The organism is Hymenobacter coccineus, assembly GCF_001816125.1.
Taxonomy (GTDB): domain Bacteria; phylum Bacteroidota; class Bacteroidia; order Cytophagales; family Hymenobacteraceae; genus Hymenobacter; species Hymenobacter coccineus.
In genome coordinates this window covers 1-16,045 of the sequence record NZ_MDZA01000412.1, presented here as the reverse complement: position 1 = coordinate 16,045, position 16,045 = coordinate 1, and the positions used below count along the sequence as shown (strand labels likewise).

Genomic DNA, 16,045 nt, shown 5'->3' with positions numbered 1-16,045 from the left:
CACGCCCCATGACTGACCCTACCACCCTCCAGGCCTTGCTGCACCGCTACCGCAACGGCACTTGCACCCCCGCCGAAACGCGGGCTGTGGAGGCGTGGTACGCGGCCCAGCCCGAGGGGCCGGGACCTTCCCTGGCAGGGGATGAACGTGAGGCTTTGCGGCGCCGGCTGTGGCAACGTTTGCGGCCCACGACAATGGTTCCGGTGCAGTATGCGACAGGAGCCCCAACCGGCTGGCGGTGGCTGGCGGCGGCCACCGTGGCGGCGGGCCTGGGGGTGGGCAGCGGCTTGCTGGGGCCCCAGCCCAACCGCCCCGGGGCCCCAGCGGCCTGGCAAGTGCGCGCCAACGCCACGGCCCGCACCCAAACCGTGCGGCTGCCCGACGGCAGCGACGTGGCCCTCCAGCCCAGCAGCCGGCTGAGCTACCGCCCCGGCTTTGCCGGCGGGCAGCGGGCGGTGTACCTGAGCGGAGAAGCGTTTTTCCAAGTGGCGCACGATGCGGCCCACCCGTTCCGGGTGCTCACAGCTGATTTAGAAACCCGCGTGCTGGGCACCAGCTTCACGGTGCGGGCCTACCCGCAGCAGGCCGAAACCGTGGTGCAGGTGCGCACCGGCCGGGTGCGGGTACAGCCGCTGCGGCCCGGGCCGGCCGCTGCCCCGGCCCCGGGCGAAACCCAGGCCCTGGCGGCGGCGGTGGGGCCCCTGGTGCTGCTGCCTAACCAGCAGGCCGTATACGCCCCGAAACGCCAACAACTGAGCCGCGAGTTGGTGCCCCAGCCGGCCCTGCTGGCCCCGCAGTCGTTCGCCTACGATAACCGACCGGTGGCCGAAGTACTGGACGCCCTGCAAGCGGCCTACGGCGTGGCCATCCGCTACCGGCCTGCGGCGGTGGCGGGCTGCACTGTCAACCTAAACCTACGCGGCCAGGCGTCGCTCTTCGCTAAGCTCGATGCGCTGTGCCAGGCCACGGGGGCTTCTTACTCACAAGCCAACGCGGAAATAATATTTCACCCAACCAGCTGTCAGCCAATTTAATCTTTATAAAATAATGTAGATTTATTGCAATCGTTTGCGTATTAGATAGTCAACGATTCCAAGTCGTCGCAAGCACGGTTTCCCAACTCATTTTTTACGCCGCCCAGCGGCTTTGCTTACCGGTTCACTCTTTTCTCTTTCCCTATGCAACCAAGGCTACTTTTTTCGCCGGCCCTGCCCTCTCTCAAACGCGCGGCGCTGCTTCAGCCGCTGTGCCTTACGCTGCTCAGCAGCATGGCCATGGCCAACCCGACGGCCGCACAGCCGTCGCTCACGCAAGCCGTGACCCTCAACGCCCAGGACGCCACGGTGTACACCGTGCTGGCCGACATTGAGAAGCAGACGGACGCGCGCTTCCAGTACAGCCGCCAGCTCATCCGGGCCAGCCGCCACGTGAGCCTCAAGGCCGTGGGCCAGCCGCTGGGCGAAGTGCTGGCCGAACTGCTGGAGCCGCTGCGCATCCGCTACACCCTTACCGCGGAGGGCATTGTGCTGGAACCGGCGACGGCCGGCCCAATAACGGGCCGCGTAGTGGATGAAAAAGGCGTGGGCCTGCCCGGCGTGAACGTGGTGGTGAAGAGCGGCACCACGGGCACCTCCACCGATCCTGACGGCAACTTCAGCCTGACCGTGCCCGACGGGGCCACGCTGGTGTTCAGCTTCGTGGGCTACACCTCGCAAGAGGTGGCGGTGGGCAACCAAACCACCGTCAACATAGCCTTGGCACCCGATGCTAAATCATTGAGCGAGGTGGTGGTGGTGGGCTACGGCACCCAGCGCCGCCGCGACCTAACCGGGGCCGTGGCCAGGGTGGAGGGCTCGGAAATCGTGAACCAGCCGGTGCAAACGCCTACCCAGGCTTTGCAAGGCAAGATTGCCGGCGTGCAGATCATCAGCGACGGCTCGCCCAACTCGCAGCCCACGGTGCGGATCCGGGGCACGGGCACGCTGCTGGCCGGCGCCAACCCCCTCTACGTGGTGGACGGCGTGCAAACCACCGACATTCGCAACTTGAGCAACGCCGACATCGCCACGATTGACGTGCTGAAAGATGCCTCGGCCGCCGCCATCTACGGGGTGCGCGGGGCTAATGGCGTCATCATCGTCACGACCAAAAAGGGGGCCCTGGGCAAGCCGGTGCTCAGCTACAGCGGCACCTACGGCTTCAAGGAAGCGGCCCATGTGGTGGAAATGGCCAACGCCGACCAGTACCGAAACTACATCGCCGATACGTCGCCGAGCACCACGTTCCCAAACTACCCCGGCTTCACGGGCAGCACCAACTGGTACAAGGAAGTTCTGAAGCGCGGCATCTTCCAGAACCACAACCTGGCCGTGTCGGGGGCTACCGACAACGTGCGCTACTACTTCTCGGGCAACCTGCTGCAAGACGACGGCATCGTGACGCAGAACAAGTTCCAGCGCCTGACGGTGCGCTCCAACACGTCGTTTTCGCTCTCGGACAAGGTCACCATCAGCTCGCAGGCCTCGTACAGCCACGCCGACACGCGCGACGTGAACCTGGGCGCGGCCTACCTCAACGCCTACCGGGCGGCCCCCCTCATTCCGGCCCGGCAGGGCGAGCTGTACGGCAACACCGCCGCCTACGGCAACGTGGGCAACCCCCTGCTCGACATCGACAAGAACAACAACCGCTCGCTCGAAAACCGCTTGCAGGGCAACATCGGCCTCGATGTGCGGCCGGTGGAATGGCTCACGCTGCGCTCGGCCATCAACGTGGATTTGAACTTCAACAACCGCACGATCTACAACTACCAGTTTAATAACGACGCCAGCACGTTCATCATCGCCGGCGGCAACCAGTTTGCGCCCACCAGCAGCCTGGGGGTGATGCAGAACAACTCCTACCGCTACTTGTGGGAAAACACGGCCACGTTCCACAAAACCTTCGGCGAGAAGCACGACCTGACCGTGCTGGCCGGCACCACCACCGAGGAAGGCCAGACCACCCCGCTTTACGGCTTCCGCCGCGGCGTGCCCGCCGACCCCAACCAGTGGTACCTGAACACCGGCGACCCCAACACGTCGGTGGTGAACCCTTACGACCCCAACGCGCCCGACGCCAGCATGTTGCCGTCCAAAGACCGCCGCTTCTCGGTGCTGGGCCGCGTGAACTACGCCTATGCCGGCCGCTACCTGCTCACGGCCAACCTGCGCTACGACGCTTCCTCCCGGTTTGCCGCTAACCGCCGCGAGGGCGTATTCCCGTCGCTGGGCGTGGGCTGGGTAGTATCGGACGAGGACTTCCTGAAGGACGTGAAGGGCCTGAGTTTCCTGAAGCTGCGCGGCAGCTACGGGCGGCTGGGCAACGACCAGATTCCGACCAACTCCTACGTGACGACGGCCGACATTAACGTGCCCTACGTCATCGCCGGGCAGCCGGTCCTGGGGGCCGTCATCAGCCAGCTCAAAGATGGGCAAGTGCACTGGGAAACCACTAGCGAGTACGACGCGGCCGTAGAATTTGGCTTCCTCGACAACCGCCTCACCGGCGAGGTAACGTACTACAGCAAGCGCACCAGCGATGCCTTGATTCCGATCAACATCCCCGGCATCCTCGGCGACCCTGACAACCAGCTCATCACCAATGCCGCCGACATCACCAACAAGGGCGTGGAGGCGGCCCTGAACTGGCGCGCGAAGGTGGGCGAGAACTTCGGCTACAACTTCGGCTTGAACGCCACCTTCAATAAGAACCGCATCGCCAACCTCAACGGCGGGCAAGCCTTGTTTGCGGGCGTAAACCAAGTGACGAAGTCCGACAACGGCCAGCCGGCTGGAGCCTTTTTCCTGCTCGACGCCATAGGTGTGTACCAGACGCAGGACGAGATTAGCCAGGGCCCCAAATCGACTTACAATCCGCAAGTGGGCGACTTGAAATATGCCGATACCAACGGCGACGGCGTCATCGACGCCGGCGACCGCAGCTACTTTGGCTCGTACCAACCGCCGGTGTACTTCGGCGTCAACGGCGGGGTGAACGTGCGCAACTTCGACCTCTCGTTCGTGTTTTCGGGCAACCTCAACAACAAGGTGTACAACGCCAAGAAGCAGGCCCGCTACCAAAACACCGACAACGTGGAAGCCAGCTTCGCCAACGACCGCTGGACGGCCGCCCGCCCGTCGAACACCAACCCGAGCACGCTGTCCAGCAGCCTGCCCAACTCCACGTACTTTCTGGAATCGGGTTCCTACCTGCGCCTGACCAACGTCATCGTGGGCTACACCGTCCCGGCGGCCGGCCTTGAAAAGGCGCACGTGGCCTCGCTGCGATTGTTTTTGTCGGGCCAGAACATCTTCACGGCCACCAAGTACACGGGCTTCACGCCCGAGCTGCCCGGGGGGCCCCTCAACTCGGGCATCGAGTTGGTAGGCGACACCAGCAGCTACCCCACTCCGCGCACCCTCACGGTGGGCTTGACTGCTAACTTCAAATAAGCCGCTCCCTATATATGAAATTCTCCTCTTTTTTAACGGGCCGCCGGGCCGGCGTAGGTGCCCTGGCCGTAGCGCTGGCCGTGGCGGGTGGCTGCAAGCAATTCCTCGACGTGGCCCCGCAGGGCCAGCTCAGCGAAGACGCCATCAAGGCCGACCCCGCCGCTGCCCAGAAACTGGTTGATGGGGTGTACAACGCCTTGTACTTGGGCGGCTTCGGGCCTGATATCAGTGGCTTGCAGTACGTTATCCTAACGGACATTGCCTCGGATGATGCGGACAAGGGCAGCACGCCGTCGGACTACACCGACGCGCTGAACATCGACAACTTCACGGCCACGCCCACCAACGGCAACGTGAACAACTCTTGGAACGGCTTCTTCCAGGGCATTGCCCGCGCCAACCAGGCCCTGGACAAAATCCCGCTGAGCCCGGCCGACGACGCCGCCAAGAACCGGCAACTAGGCGAAGTGCGCTTTTTGCGCGGCTATTTCTACTTCAACCTGGTGCGCCTATTCGGGGGAGTGCCGCTGCTCAACGGCGTGCCTACGGCCGGCGACGCCAACAACCCGGCGCTCCAGACCCGGGCCTCGGCGGCCGATATTTACGCCTTCGTTGCCAGCGATTTGCAGTTCGCCGTGGACAACCTGCCGGCCAAAGCCAACGCCGTGGTGGGCCGCGCCAACAAGCAGTCGGCGGAGGCAATGCTGGCCAAGGTGTACCTCTACCAGAAAAACTACCAAAAAGCCTTCGACCTGACCGCCGACGTGATAACCGCTGGCGGCTACGCGCTTTACCCGAACTACGCCGACATCTGGCGCACCGTGGGCAACAACAATTCCGAGTCGGTGTTTGAGGTACAAACCGGCGTGAACGCGGCTTGCAACAACTCGGCGGTGCAGATTTACGCCATTTCCCAGGGCCCCCGCCAGGGTGGCAAAGGCGGCTGGTCGGACCTGGGCTACGGCTTTAACACGCCTAGCCTGGCCCTTTCCAACGCCTACGAAGCAGGCGATGTGCGCAAGGCCGGCACCATCATCACCATCACCAACCAGGGCACCCGGCTCTGGGACGGCTTCCGCATCCCGAGCCAAGACTCGGTAGAAAACTCGCGCTACAGCTACAAGGCCTACCACAGCCGCACCCAAGAACCCAACTGCGGCAACACCGACTACCTGCCCAAGAACATCCGCGTGATGCGCTACGCCGAGGTGCTGCTCATCCACGCGGAGGCCGCGCTGCAGATCGGCAACGCCGGGGCCGCCCTCGCCGACTTGACCGCCGTGCGCGCCCGCGCCGGCCTGGGCCCCACCGCCGCCACGCTGGCCAACATCTGGCAGGAACGCCGCGTGGAACTGGCTATGGAGCACGACCGCTTCTTCGACCTGGTGCGCCAGGAAAGCGTGACCCCCGGCCGCATTGTGCCCATTTTCGCAGCCCAGGGCAAAACGTTCGTCAAGGGCAAGCACGAGGTTTTTCCCATCCCACAACCTCAAATTGACCTGAGCGGCGGCGTATTGACCCAGAACCCAGGGTATTGATTTGGAAGCTGGCCGCCAGTGCTCAGTGCTTGAAACAGGGCGTTGTGCTGAGTGAAGCAAAGCAGCAATGCTTCGCTTCACTCAGCACAACGCCCTGTTTTTCAGCTAATTAAAGTATTAATCTGCCACGAATACTTGTTGACTATGCGCCTAAAATTTTTCGTCGCCCTCTTGCTGGCACCCAGCCTGCTGGGGGCCCAACCCACGCCAAAAGCAACCCCGAAAGCAGCCGCCAAAACCGCGGCTTTTGATGCCCGGCAACGGCCGCGTAACCTCACCGACGAGCAGCTGCTTGACCAGGTGCAGCGCCAGACGTTCCGGTACTTCTGGGATTTTGGGCACCCGGTAAGCGGCATGGCGCGCGAGCGCAGCAACAAGTCGTACGATTACGGCGACGAGGTGGTGACGACCGGCGGCACGGGCTTCGGCCTGATGGCCATCATCGTGGCCGCCGAGCGGGGCTGGATCACGCGGGCCCAGGCGGCGGCGCGGGTCAGCAAAATCGTGAACTTCCTGTGGAAAGCCGACCAATACCACGGCGCGTTTCCGCATTGGTACGACGGGGCCACGGGCCACACCATCCGCTTCAGCCCGAAAGACGACGGGGCTGATATTGTGGAAACCTCCTTTATGTACGAGGGCCTGCTGTGCGCCCGGCAGTACTTCACGAAGGACACGCCCGACGAAAGCAACGTGCGCAACAAGGTGCTCTGGATGTGGGAGGGCGTAGAGTGGAACTGGTTCACGCAGAACCAGAACGTGCTGTACTGGCACTGGAGCCCCAACAACGGCTGGAGCATGAACCACCAGCTACATGGCTGGAACGAGGCCCTGGTGACCTACGTGCTGGCCGCCGGCTCGCCCCGCTACGCCATCGACAAGGCGGTGTACGACCAGGGCTGGGCCACGGGCCCCGACTACTTGAACGGCAAAACTTACTACGGCCAGACGTTGCCCCTGGGCCCCGAGCTGGGGGGCCCCCTGTTCTTTTCGCACTACTCGTTTTTGGGAATCAATCCCCACGGCCTGAAGGACGCGCACGCCGACTACTGGGCGCAGAACCAGCGCCACACGCTCATCAACCGCGCCTACTGCGTGGCCAACCCCAAGCACTACAAGGGCTACGGCCCCAACGCCTGGGGCCTCACCGCCTCGGATAGCTACCAGGGCTACGCCGCCCACTCGCCCACCGAAGACCTAGGCGTGATTTCGCCCACCGCGGCCCTGTCGGCCATGCCCTACGCGCCGGCCGAATCGATGCTGGCCCTCAAGCACTTCTACAACGACCTGGGCGACAAAATCTGGGGGCCCTATGGCTTCGTGGACGCCTACAGCGAGGAACACAACTGGTACGCCAAGTCGTACCTGGCCATCGACCAGGGCCCCATCGTGGCCATGATTGAGAACCACCGCACCGGCCTGCTCTGGAAGCTCTTCATGAGTGCCCCCGAGGTGCAGCGCGGCCTCACCAAGCTAGGGTTTGAAAGCCCTGAGCTAAAGCCTGCTGGCAAGTAGGTTTCATGCAATTGGGAGCCCCACCCAGTCTAATCGTCTGTCATCCTGAACGCAGCGAAGGATCCGAAGAAAGTAGAACAGTTCGCAGTAAACCAAGTAATTACTGCAAACTGTGCAGCGGTGAGAAGATCCTTCACTGCGTTCAGGATGACAATGGGCAATGAAGGATCAGAAAGAGCATTTTGCCCCAGAATCCCCTTCTTCTTCCTTCTCCTAGCCGCGGCCCAGCCGGGGGTCCCAAGCCGGGGGCGGTGCGCGAATTTGTGGTGCTACGCACGGCGCACGACAAGCGCAGCGCCTGGCTGAAGTGGGCCCCGGTCAGCGACACCTACGCCTACAACATTCGGGTGGGCATTGCGCCCAATAAACTGTACCACAGCATTCTGGTGCACAGCCAAACCGACTACTACTTCAAAGGCATGAACAAGGACTTGCCCTATCACTTCACCATCGAGGCCGTAAATGAAAACGGCCCCGGCCCCGCCACCAAGGTGCAAGACGCGCCATAGCCCCGGCCCGGGCTGCCGGCTTTTCGCCGGCTGCCCGGTAATCGCCCTTCGGTGGCCTCTGCGTTTCAAAACCTAATTTTCCGCAACGATTAGCGGGCAGCCGGCGAAAAAGTCGGCAGCCCGCGCCGCTCATTTCTCATCCCTACCCTTCTTACCCATGACCCAATCCACCCGTATTCGCGCGGCCCTTTTCTTACTTACGCTGGGCCTGGGGGCTCTGCCGGCGGCGGCCCAGCAGGCGGCCGCGCCCAAAACCGCGCTGCCCGCGGCCGACGCTAAAATGACGGCCTTCGTCAGCAACCTGCTGGGCAAGATGACGCCCGAGGAGAAAATCGGCCAGCTCAACCTCGTATCCGTCGGTTTCACCGTCACGGGCCCCGTGGTGAGCCAGGGCGTGGACGAGAACATCAAACAGGGCCGGGTGGGGGCCGTGCTCAACACCTTTACGCCGGTGGCGGCCCGCAAGCTCCAGGAAATGGCCGTGAAGCAGTCGCGCCTGCACATCCCGCTCATCCTGGGCTTCGACGTGATTCACGGGCACCGCACCATCTTCCCGGTGCCGCTGGGCCTAGCCGCCACCTGGGACCTGCCCGCCATTGAGCGCAGCGCCCACATTGCGGGCCAGGAGGCCGCCGCCGACGGCATCAACTGGGTGTACTCGCCGATGGTGGACATTGCCCGCGACCCGCGCTGGGGCCGCGTGATGGAGGGCGCCGGCGAAGACCCTTACCTCGGCAGCCAGATTGCCCGCGCCATGGTGCACGGCTACCAGGGCCCCACCAACGACATGACCCGGCCCGAGAACGTGATGGCCTGCCTCAAGCACTTTGCCCTGTACGGGGCCGCCGAGGCCGGCCGCGACTACAACACCACCGACATGAGCCGCCAGCGCATGTACAACGAGTACCTGCCGCCCTATAAGGCCGCGGTGGAGGCCGGCGTGGGCTCGGTGATGTCGTCGTTCAACGACGTAAACGGCATCCCGGCCACGGCCAATAAGTGGCTGATGACGGACTTACTGCGCACGCAGTGGGGCTTTAATGGCTTCGTGGCCACCGACTACACGGCCATCAACGAGCTGAGCGCCCACGGCCTGGGCGACGACAAGAAGGTAAGCGAGCTGGCCCTGAACGCGGGCATCGACATGGACATGGTGGGCGAGATTTTCCTGAAAAACCTGGCCCAAAACCTCAAGGACGGCACTGTGAAGCAGGCCGACGTGGACCTGGCCTGCCGCCGCGTGCTGGAGGCTAAGTACCGCCTGGGCCTCTTCACCGACCCCTACCACGGCGTGAGTGAGGCCCGCGCCAAGCAGGTGCTCATGCAGCCCGCCTTTGTGCAGGCCGCCCGCGACGTAGCCCGCCGCAGCCTGGTGCTGCTGAAAAACGAGAACCAGACGCTGCCGCTGAAAAACACGGCCAACATTGCCGTGGTGGGCCCGCTGGCCGACCGGCCCGTGGACATGATTGGCTCCTGGAGCGGGGCCGGCGACGGCAAGCAGGCGGTTTCCATCTTGCAGGGCATCAAGAACGTGGGCGGCAACACTATCCGGGTGAGCTACGCGCACGGGGCCAACGTGACGGAGGACGAGCAGATGATCAAGCGCCTCAACGAGAACGGGGCCCAGCTCAACACCGACCCCCGGTCCGCCGACGAGCAGATTGCCGAGGCCGTGCGCAACGCCCAGGCCGCCGAGGTGGTGGTGGCCGTGGTGGGCGAAAGCTCGGGCATGACCGGCGAGGCCGCCAGCCGCGCCGACATTGGCCTGCCCGGGCGCCAGCTCGACCTGCTCAAGGCCCTGAAGGCCACCGGCAAGCCGCTGGTGGTGGTGCTCTGCAACGGCCGCCCCCTCACGCTGCCCTGGGAAGACCAAAACGCCAACGCCGTGCTCGAAACCTGGTTTGGGGGCACCCAGGCCGGCAACGCGGTGGCCGACGTGCTCTTTGGCCGCTACAACCCCTCGGGCAAGCTCACCATGACGTTTCCGCGCGCCGTGGGCCAGATTCCGATTTACTACAACCACAAAAGCACCGGCCGCCCCTACGCCGGCGTGCTGCTCGACAAGTACAAATCGCGCTACCTCGACCTGCCCAACGACCCGCTCTACCCCTTCGGCTACGGCCTGAGCTACACCACGTTCACCGTGTCCAAGCCCACTCTCAGCGCCGCCAGCATCGGCATGACGGGGGCCCTGGATGTGCAGGTGACCGTGCAAAACACCGGCGCCACCGACGGCGAGGAAGTGGTGCAGCTCTACCTACGCGACGTGGTGGGCACCAGCTCCCGCCCGGTGCAGGAGCTGAAAAGCTTCCAGAAAGTGCTGCTCAAAAAGGGCGAAAGCCGCCAGCTCACCTTCCACCTCACGGTGGAAGATTTGAAGTTCTACAACGACGACCTGAAGTTCGTAGCCGAGCCCGGCGAGTTCCAGGTGATGGTGGGCAGCAACTCCCGCGACGTGCAGATGGCCTCGTTCACGCTCACGCAATAAGGGTCTTACTTTGGAGAGGGCCGGGGGTAGCGGGGGCTAAGGTCGTCGGAGGGGCGGCTGTGCTCGATGAACTTCTGGCCCAGCGCCTTGGTGTCCTTCACCACGTGGGGGCCCTTGTAGTCACCGGGCTCGCGTGCAACCGCGCCGGTCACTTCGGGGCGCGGCGCGGCGGCCGGCCGGGGCGGCTTGGCGGGGACCGTTTGGGCGCGGACGGGGAGCCCCCAGCTCGCCAAAGCTAGGCCGGTTATCAAGGTCAGGGCAGTTTTCATGTGGGTTGGGAAAAAGGGTGGTTTAGCACGGGGTGGCCCGGCGGCTTTTGCAGTCGCCGGGCCACTTTTATTACAGAGCAGCGGCTTTGGAATAGAACGGGGTGGCCTAAGCCACTGCCGAAGGAAGGGAGCGGCGCCCCAAAGACCCCATTGCGGCGACTGGGCTGCATACTGCTGCCAGTAGGCCGGGGGCCCTAACCCACTGGCTGTGAGGAAGGTAACGAATAAAAAGCTAAGCAGTAAACCGCCCCGCCCACGCAAGCGCCCGGCCCGGGCGGAGGCCCCGGCCGTATAGGGGGCCACACCTGCACCTTTTACCCGCAAGAAAAAATGACGAACCGCTGGAGTTTAACCGGCCGCCGGGCCTTGGTCACGGGCGGCAGCAAGGGCATCGGCTGGGCCATGGCCGACGAGTTGCTGGCCCTGGGCGCCGACGTGCTGGTGGTGGCCCGCAACGCCGACGAAGTAGCCGCCGCCGTGGCCGCCTGGACGGCCCAGGGCCTGCCCGCCGCCGGCGTGGCGGCCGACGTGAGCACCGAGGCCGGCCGCGCCGCCATCTTCGCCGCAGTGCGGGCCCGCGGGCCGGGGCTGGATTTGCTCATCAACAACGTGGGCACCAACATCCGCAAGGCTTTCAATGCCTACTCGCCGGCCGAATACCAGCGGCTATTCAGCGTCAACCTGTTCAGCGTCATGGAAATGTGCCGGTCCGCCTACCCGCTACTCAAGGCCTCTGCCCACGCCAGCATCGTGAACGTGGGCTCGGTGGCCGGGCGCTTCGACGTGGGCACCGGGGCCCCCTACAGCCTCACCAAGGCCGCCGAGGAGCAACTGGGCCGCAATCTGGCCGTGGAGTGGGCCCCCGACGGCATCCGCGTGAACACGGTGGCGCCCTGGTTTGTGCGCACGCCCCTCACCGAGCCGTTGATGGCCCAGCCCGAATTCCAGCAAAAAATTGCGGCCCGCACCCCCCTCGGCCGCGCCGGCGAGCCCGCCGAAATTGCCGTCGCCGTGGCCTTCCTCTGCCTGCCGGGGGCCTCCTATATTACCGGCCAGTGCCTGCTCGCCGACGGCGGCATGAGCGCCAAAGGCCTGTAGCACTTGCGGCGCGGACGCTGCGACGCTGCGCTACAGATCGTGCAACGTCCGCATTACACCATCTTTGCGGCTACTAAAATCCATCCCGTGCCGCTCCCCCAACCCGCCGCCGTTGCTATGCCGCCCGGGGCCCCCGCGCAGCTGTACCCGCTGGGCGACGCGGCCGTGGTGGTGCAGTTTGGCGACGCCATTAGCCGGGCTACGCACGCTGCTATTCAGGCGTTTGGGGCACACTTGGCGCGGCACCCGTTCGTGGGTTTGCGCGAGTGCGTGCCCGCGTTCACCACCCTCACCGTGTACTACGACCCGTGGCTGGTGAGCGACGGCGGCCAGCACCCGCCGTACGAAACCGTGGCGGATACGCTACGCGCCCTGCTGGCCACCGTGGGGCCCCCAGCCGCCGCAGCTACTACCAATTTGGTGGAAATCCCGGTCTGTTACGGCGGGGCCTGGGGCCCCGATTTAGATTTTGTTGCCCGCCACACCGGCCTGGCCACGGCCGAGGTAGTTGCCCGGCACACCGCCCCTGACTACCTGGTGCATATGATTGGCTTCGCGCCCGGCTTCCCGTACTTAGGCGGGCTTGATGCGCGGCTGGCCACGCCCCGCTTGGCCCAGCCGCGCCCACGGGTACCGGCCGGTACGGTGGGCATCGCGGGGCCCCAAACCGGCATTTACTCGCTGCCCTCGCCCGGCGGCTGGCAGCTCATCGGCCGCACGCCCCTTCGGCTATTCGACGCCGCGTGGGCCGCGCCCAGCCTCCTGCACGCCGGCCAGCACCTGCGCTTCGTGCCCATCAGCGCGGCCGAATACGCCCGCACCCAGCAGCATGAGCCTTAGCGTTTTGCACCCCGGCCTGCTCACCACCGTGCAGGACCTGGGCCGGCCCGGCTACCAGCAAGCCGGCGTGCCGGTGGGCGGCGCCCTCGACGCGGTAGCCCTGCGCGTGGCCAACCTACTGGTAGGCAATGATGAAAGCGCAGCCGGCCTCGAAATCACCCTCCGGGGCCCCTGCCTCCGCTTCGACGCTGGCGGCCTCTTCGCCCTCACCGGCGCCGACCTCTCCCCCACCCTCAACGGCCAGCCGCTGCAATTGCACCGGCCCACCTGGGCCCCGGTCGGCGCGGAGCTGGCCTTCGGTGCGCCCCGGGCGGGCTGCCGCGCCTACCTGGCGGTGGCCGGTGGCGTGGCCGTGGCTCCGGTGCTGGGCAGCCGCGCCACCTACCTGCGCGCCGGGCTGGGCGGCTGGCACGGCCGGGCCCTGCGCACCGGCGACGAGTTGCCCATCGGCGCGCCTTTGCCCCTCGGGCAGCGCATCATCGCAGAGTTAGCCAAAAACCAATCCTCTATAGCCCAAGCTCGCTGGACGCCAGGGCCCCAGCTGTGCCCCGCCCCGCGCCACCGCCCCGTCATCCGGGCCGTGCAGGGGCCCGAGTACGGGCAATTTGCGGTGGCCAGCCAGCGGGCGTTTTGGGAGCAGCCGTTTGTGGTGACGGCGGCCGCCGACCGTATGGGCTACCGGCTGCAAGGCCCGGCGCTGGCTCGGCTCACGGACAGCGAGTTGCTGTCAAGCGCCGTGACGCACGGCACGGTGCAGGTGCCGCCCGGCGGCCAGCCCATCGTGCTGCTCGCCGACCGCCAAACCACCGGCGGCTACCCACGCCTGGCCCAGGTCATCACCGCCGATTTTGGGGCCCTGGCGCAAGCGGCTCCGGGCCAGGTACTGCGCTTCCAGGAGGTGTCGCTGGACGAGGCGCAGGCGCTGTACCTTGCGCAGGAGCGCGCCGTAAGGGCGTTGCAGCGGGGCATTCAGCTGAGGTTTGCTTAGCGTTTTTTGTAACAAAAGGCAAGAAATAGGTGGTCATGTAGAGCGCAGCGAAGCATCTCTTCCGACGGCTATTTCTTGGCATTTTTCCTGAATCGATAACAAAAAAGAACGTCATGCTGAGCGCAGCCAAAGTATCTCTACTGCTCAACTAATCATGATTACTACAACGGGAGAGATGCTTCGCTGCGCTCTGCACGACGTTCTTTTCTGACCAATAATCCTTTTGCTTATCATTGCGCCATGACTTACTCCGTTGACCTGAACTGCGACATGGGCGAGAGCTTCGGGGCCTGGACGCTGGGCCAGGACGCGGCCGTGCTGCCCTTCGTCACGTCGGTCAACATTGCCTGCGGCTTCCACGCTGGCGACCCAGGCGTGATGCGGCAGACCGTGCGGGCCGCGCTCAGCCACCACGTGGCCATCGGGGTGCACCCGGGGCTACCCGACTTGGTAGGGTTTGGGCGGCGCGACATGGCCATTTCGCCCGAAGAAGCCTTTGATATGGTGGTGTACCAGCTGGGGGCCCTGGGGGCCGTGGCCCGGGCCGAGGGCGGGCGGCTGCACCACCTCAAGCCCCACGGGGCCCTGTATAACATGGCCGCCACCAACGCCGCCCTGGCCCAGGCCATTGCCGAAGCCGTGCACCGGGTGCAGCCCGAGCTGGTGCTCTACGGCCTGGCGGGCAGTGAATTAACCAAAGCCGGTGAGCGGCTGGGCCTCAAAACCGCCCACGAGGTATTCGCCGACCGCACCTACCAGGCCAACGGCACCCTCACCCCGCGCCGCCAACCCGACGCCATGGTAACCAGTGCCGACGCCGCCCTCGCCCAGGTGCTGCGCATGGTGCGCGAGGGCAAAGTGCGCAGCCAGCAGGGCCCCGACGTGGCCATCCGGGCCGATACGGTGTGCCTGCACGGCGACGGGCCCCACGCCCTGGAATTTGCCCAGCGGCTGCACGGGGCCCTGCGCGAGGCGGGCGTACGCCTGGCAGCCGATTTTAGCGGGGCGCGCTGATGGGGGCGGGCAAGCGGTGGTTTGGCGGGGCCAGCCTGGGGGCGGCGTTTCTGATGGCCAACTCGTCCATCGGGCCGGGGTTTCTGACGCAGACGACGGTGTTCACCCAGCAGCTACTCACCAGCTTCGGGTTCGTGATTCTGGTGTCGGTGGTGCTCGATGTGGGGGCCCAGCTCAACACCTGGCGTATTCTCACGGTCAGTGAGTTGCGGGCCCAGGACCTAGCCAACCGGCTGCTGCCGGGGCTGGGCTACTTCCTGGCGGCGATGGTGATTCTGGGCGGCTTTGCCTTCAACATCGGCAACATTGCCGGCTGCGGGCTGGGCCTGAACGTGCTCACGGGCATGAGCTACGCGCACGGGGCCCTGGCGAGCTGCGCGGTGGCCCTCACCCTGTTTTGGGTGCAGGAAATCGGCAAAATGCTCGACGGCTTCACCAAAATCCTCGGCACGGTGAAGATTCTGCTCACGCTCGGCATTGCCTTCAGCGCGCACCCGCCGCTGCTGGAGGCGCTGCACCACACGGTGCTGCCGGCCAAGCTCAGCGCGGCGGCCATCGTCACCATTGTGGGCGGCACGGTGGGCGGCTACATCACGTTTTCGGGGGCCCACCGCCTGCTCGACGCGGGCATTAAGGGCCCCGGCCAGCAGGACGTGGTGACGCGCAGCGCCGTCAGCGGCATCGTTATTTCCACGTTTATGCGCTTTGTGCTGTTCCTGGCCATCGTGGGCGTGCTCCGCCACGGGGCCGTACTGGAGGCCGACAACCCCGCGGCGGGCGTGTTCCGCTCGGCGGCGGGCGAGGTGGGCTTCCGCGTGTTCGGCGTCATTCTGTGGAGCGCGGCCATCTCCTCGGTGGTGGGCGCGGCCTACACGTCGGTGTCGTTTTTCAAGACGTTCCACCCCATTTTTGCCCGGTACGAGCGGGCCTGCATCTCCATTTTTATCATCTTGTCAACGGGCATTTTCGTGCTCGTCGGCAAGCCCACGCAGCTGCTGGTGTTCGCCGGCGCCGTCAATGGCCTGATTCTACCCATCGCGCTTGGCATTGTGCTGGTGGCCGCCACCAGCCGCCGCCTTATGGGCGCCTACCGCCACCCGCGCTGGATGCTGGCCGCCGGCTGGGTGGTGGTGCTCATCATGGGGGCCCTGAGCGTGCCCGTGCTGGTGGAGCAGGTGGGGGCCCTGCTGCGGTAGCCGGCGCCAGGCCCCCGCGCAAAAAGCCCCGTCGCATACTCTGGGCTTAACGGGGCTTTAACTAAGGACGTCAAAAACTGACTAAACTTTAGGTCTT

The 16,045-nt window shown here is 65.2% G+C and carries 12 protein-coding genes; 11 read left to right on the top strand and 1 reads right to left on the bottom strand.

The window, feature by feature from the left end:
• The first annotated feature begins 8 nt into the window (after positions 1-8).
• The 6 genes from BEN49_RS19230 (at position 9) to bglX (ending at position 10,543) form a co-directional block, all read left to right on the top strand.
• Positions 9-1,034 (top strand): FecR family protein, encoded by a 1,026-nt coding sequence (locus tag BEN49_RS19230; RefSeq protein ID WP_083326255.1) that lies wholly within the window; start codon positions 9-11, stop codon positions 1,032-1,034.
• Between the two features lie 144 nt (positions 1,035-1,178).
• Positions 1,179-4,493 (top strand): SusC/RagA family TonB-linked outer membrane protein, encoded by a 3,315-nt coding sequence (locus BEN49_RS19225; protein WP_094123194.1) that lies wholly within the window; start codon positions 1,179-1,181, stop codon positions 4,491-4,493.
• 14 nt (positions 4,494-4,507) lie between these two features.
• A complete protein-coding gene (locus tag BEN49_RS19220) occupies positions 4,508-6,031 on the top strand; it encodes a RagB/SusD family nutrient uptake outer membrane protein (RefSeq protein WP_070746058.1) in 1,524 nt (507 codons plus the stop codon).
• Between the two features lie 171 nt (positions 6,032-6,202).
• Positions 6,203-7,546 (top strand): glucoamylase family protein, encoded by a 1,344-nt coding sequence (locus tag BEN49_RS19215; RefSeq protein ID WP_239692014.1) that lies wholly within the window; start codon positions 6,203-6,205, stop codon positions 7,544-7,546.
• A 251-nt stretch (positions 7,547-7,797) separates the two neighbouring features.
• Positions 7,798-8,055 carry a fibronectin type III domain-containing protein gene (locus tag BEN49_RS19210; protein WP_125917033.1) on the top strand — a complete coding sequence of 86 codons (258 nt, stop codon included), beginning with the start codon at positions 7,798-7,800 and terminating at the stop codon, positions 8,053-8,055.
• A 157-nt stretch (positions 8,056-8,212) separates the two neighbouring features.
• Complete coding sequence (bglX, locus tag BEN49_RS19205; protein ID WP_070746055.1) at positions 8,213-10,543, top strand: beta-glucosidase BglX; 2,331 nt, start codon at positions 8,213-8,215, stop codon at positions 10,541-10,543.
• Positions 10,544-10,548: 5 nt separating this feature from the next.
• Here bglX and BEN49_RS19200 read toward each other — a convergent pair whose 3' ends face one another.
• Positions 10,549-10,812 carry a hypothetical protein gene (locus BEN49_RS19200; RefSeq protein WP_070746054.1) on the bottom strand — a complete coding sequence of 88 codons (264 nt, stop codon included), beginning with the start codon at positions 10,810-10,812 and terminating at the stop codon, positions 10,549-10,551.
• Positions 10,813-11,142: 330 nt separating this feature from the next.
• Between BEN49_RS19200 and BEN49_RS19195 the strand changes: the two genes are divergently transcribed.
• The 5 genes from BEN49_RS19195 (at position 11,143) to BEN49_RS19175 (ending at position 15,948) form a co-directional block, all read left to right on the top strand.
• Positions 11,143-11,910, top strand: coding sequence for an SDR family oxidoreductase (locus BEN49_RS19195; protein WP_070746053.1), 768 nt, complete (start codon positions 11,143-11,145; stop codon positions 11,908-11,910).
• 87 nt (positions 11,911-11,997) lie between these two features.
• Positions 11,998-12,750 (top strand): 5-oxoprolinase subunit PxpB, encoded by a 753-nt coding sequence (gene pxpB, locus BEN49_RS19190; protein WP_239692013.1) that lies wholly within the window; start codon positions 11,998-12,000, stop codon positions 12,748-12,750.
• Positions 12,740-13,738, top strand: coding sequence for a 5-oxoprolinase subunit C family protein (locus BEN49_RS19185; protein ID WP_070746052.1), 999 nt, complete (start codon positions 12,740-12,742; stop codon positions 13,736-13,738). Before pxpB ends, BEN49_RS19185 begins: the two co-directional genes overlap by 11 nt.
• A gap of 240 nt (positions 13,739-13,978) precedes the next feature.
• Positions 13,979-14,752 (top strand): LamB/YcsF family protein, encoded by a 774-nt coding sequence (locus BEN49_RS19180; RefSeq protein ID WP_070746051.1) that lies wholly within the window; start codon positions 13,979-13,981, stop codon positions 14,750-14,752.
• A complete protein-coding gene (locus BEN49_RS19175; protein ID WP_070746050.1) occupies positions 14,752-15,948 on the top strand; it encodes an NRAMP family divalent metal transporter in 1,197 nt (398 codons plus the stop codon). Before BEN49_RS19180 ends, BEN49_RS19175 begins: the two co-directional genes overlap by 1 nt.
• Positions 15,949-16,045 lie beyond the last annotated feature (97 nt).

Coding starts and splice junctions, on each gene's coding strand:
- BEN49_RS19195 (WP_070746053.1), top strand. CDS start 11,143: ATGACGAACCGCTGGAGTTTAACCGGCCGCCGGGCCTTGGTCACGGGC.
- bglX (WP_070746055.1), top strand. CDS start 8,213: ATGACCCAATCCACCCGTATTCGCGCGGCCCTTTTCTTACTTACGCTG.
- BEN49_RS19185 (WP_070746052.1), top strand. CDS start 12,740: ATGAGCCTTAGCGTTTTGCACCCCGGCCTGCTCACCACCGTGCAGGAC.
- BEN49_RS19220 (WP_070746058.1), top strand. CDS start 4,508: ATGAAATTCTCCTCTTTTTTAACGGGCCGCCGGGCCGGCGTAGGTGCC.
- BEN49_RS19200 (WP_070746054.1), bottom strand. CDS start 10,812: ATGAAAACTGCCCTGACCTTGATAACCGGCCTAGCTTTGGCGAGCTGG.
- BEN49_RS19180 (WP_070746051.1), top strand. CDS start 13,979: ATGACTTACTCCGTTGACCTGAACTGCGACATGGGCGAGAGCTTCGGG.
- BEN49_RS19175 (WP_070746050.1), top strand. CDS start 14,752: ATGGGGGCGGGCAAGCGGTGGTTTGGCGGGGCCAGCCTGGGGGCGGCG.
- BEN49_RS19225 (WP_094123194.1), top strand. CDS start 1,179: ATGCAACCAAGGCTACTTTTTTCGCCGGCCCTGCCCTCTCTCAAACGC.
- BEN49_RS19230 (WP_083326255.1), top strand. CDS start 9: ATGACTGACCCTACCACCCTCCAGGCCTTGCTGCACCGCTACCGCAAC.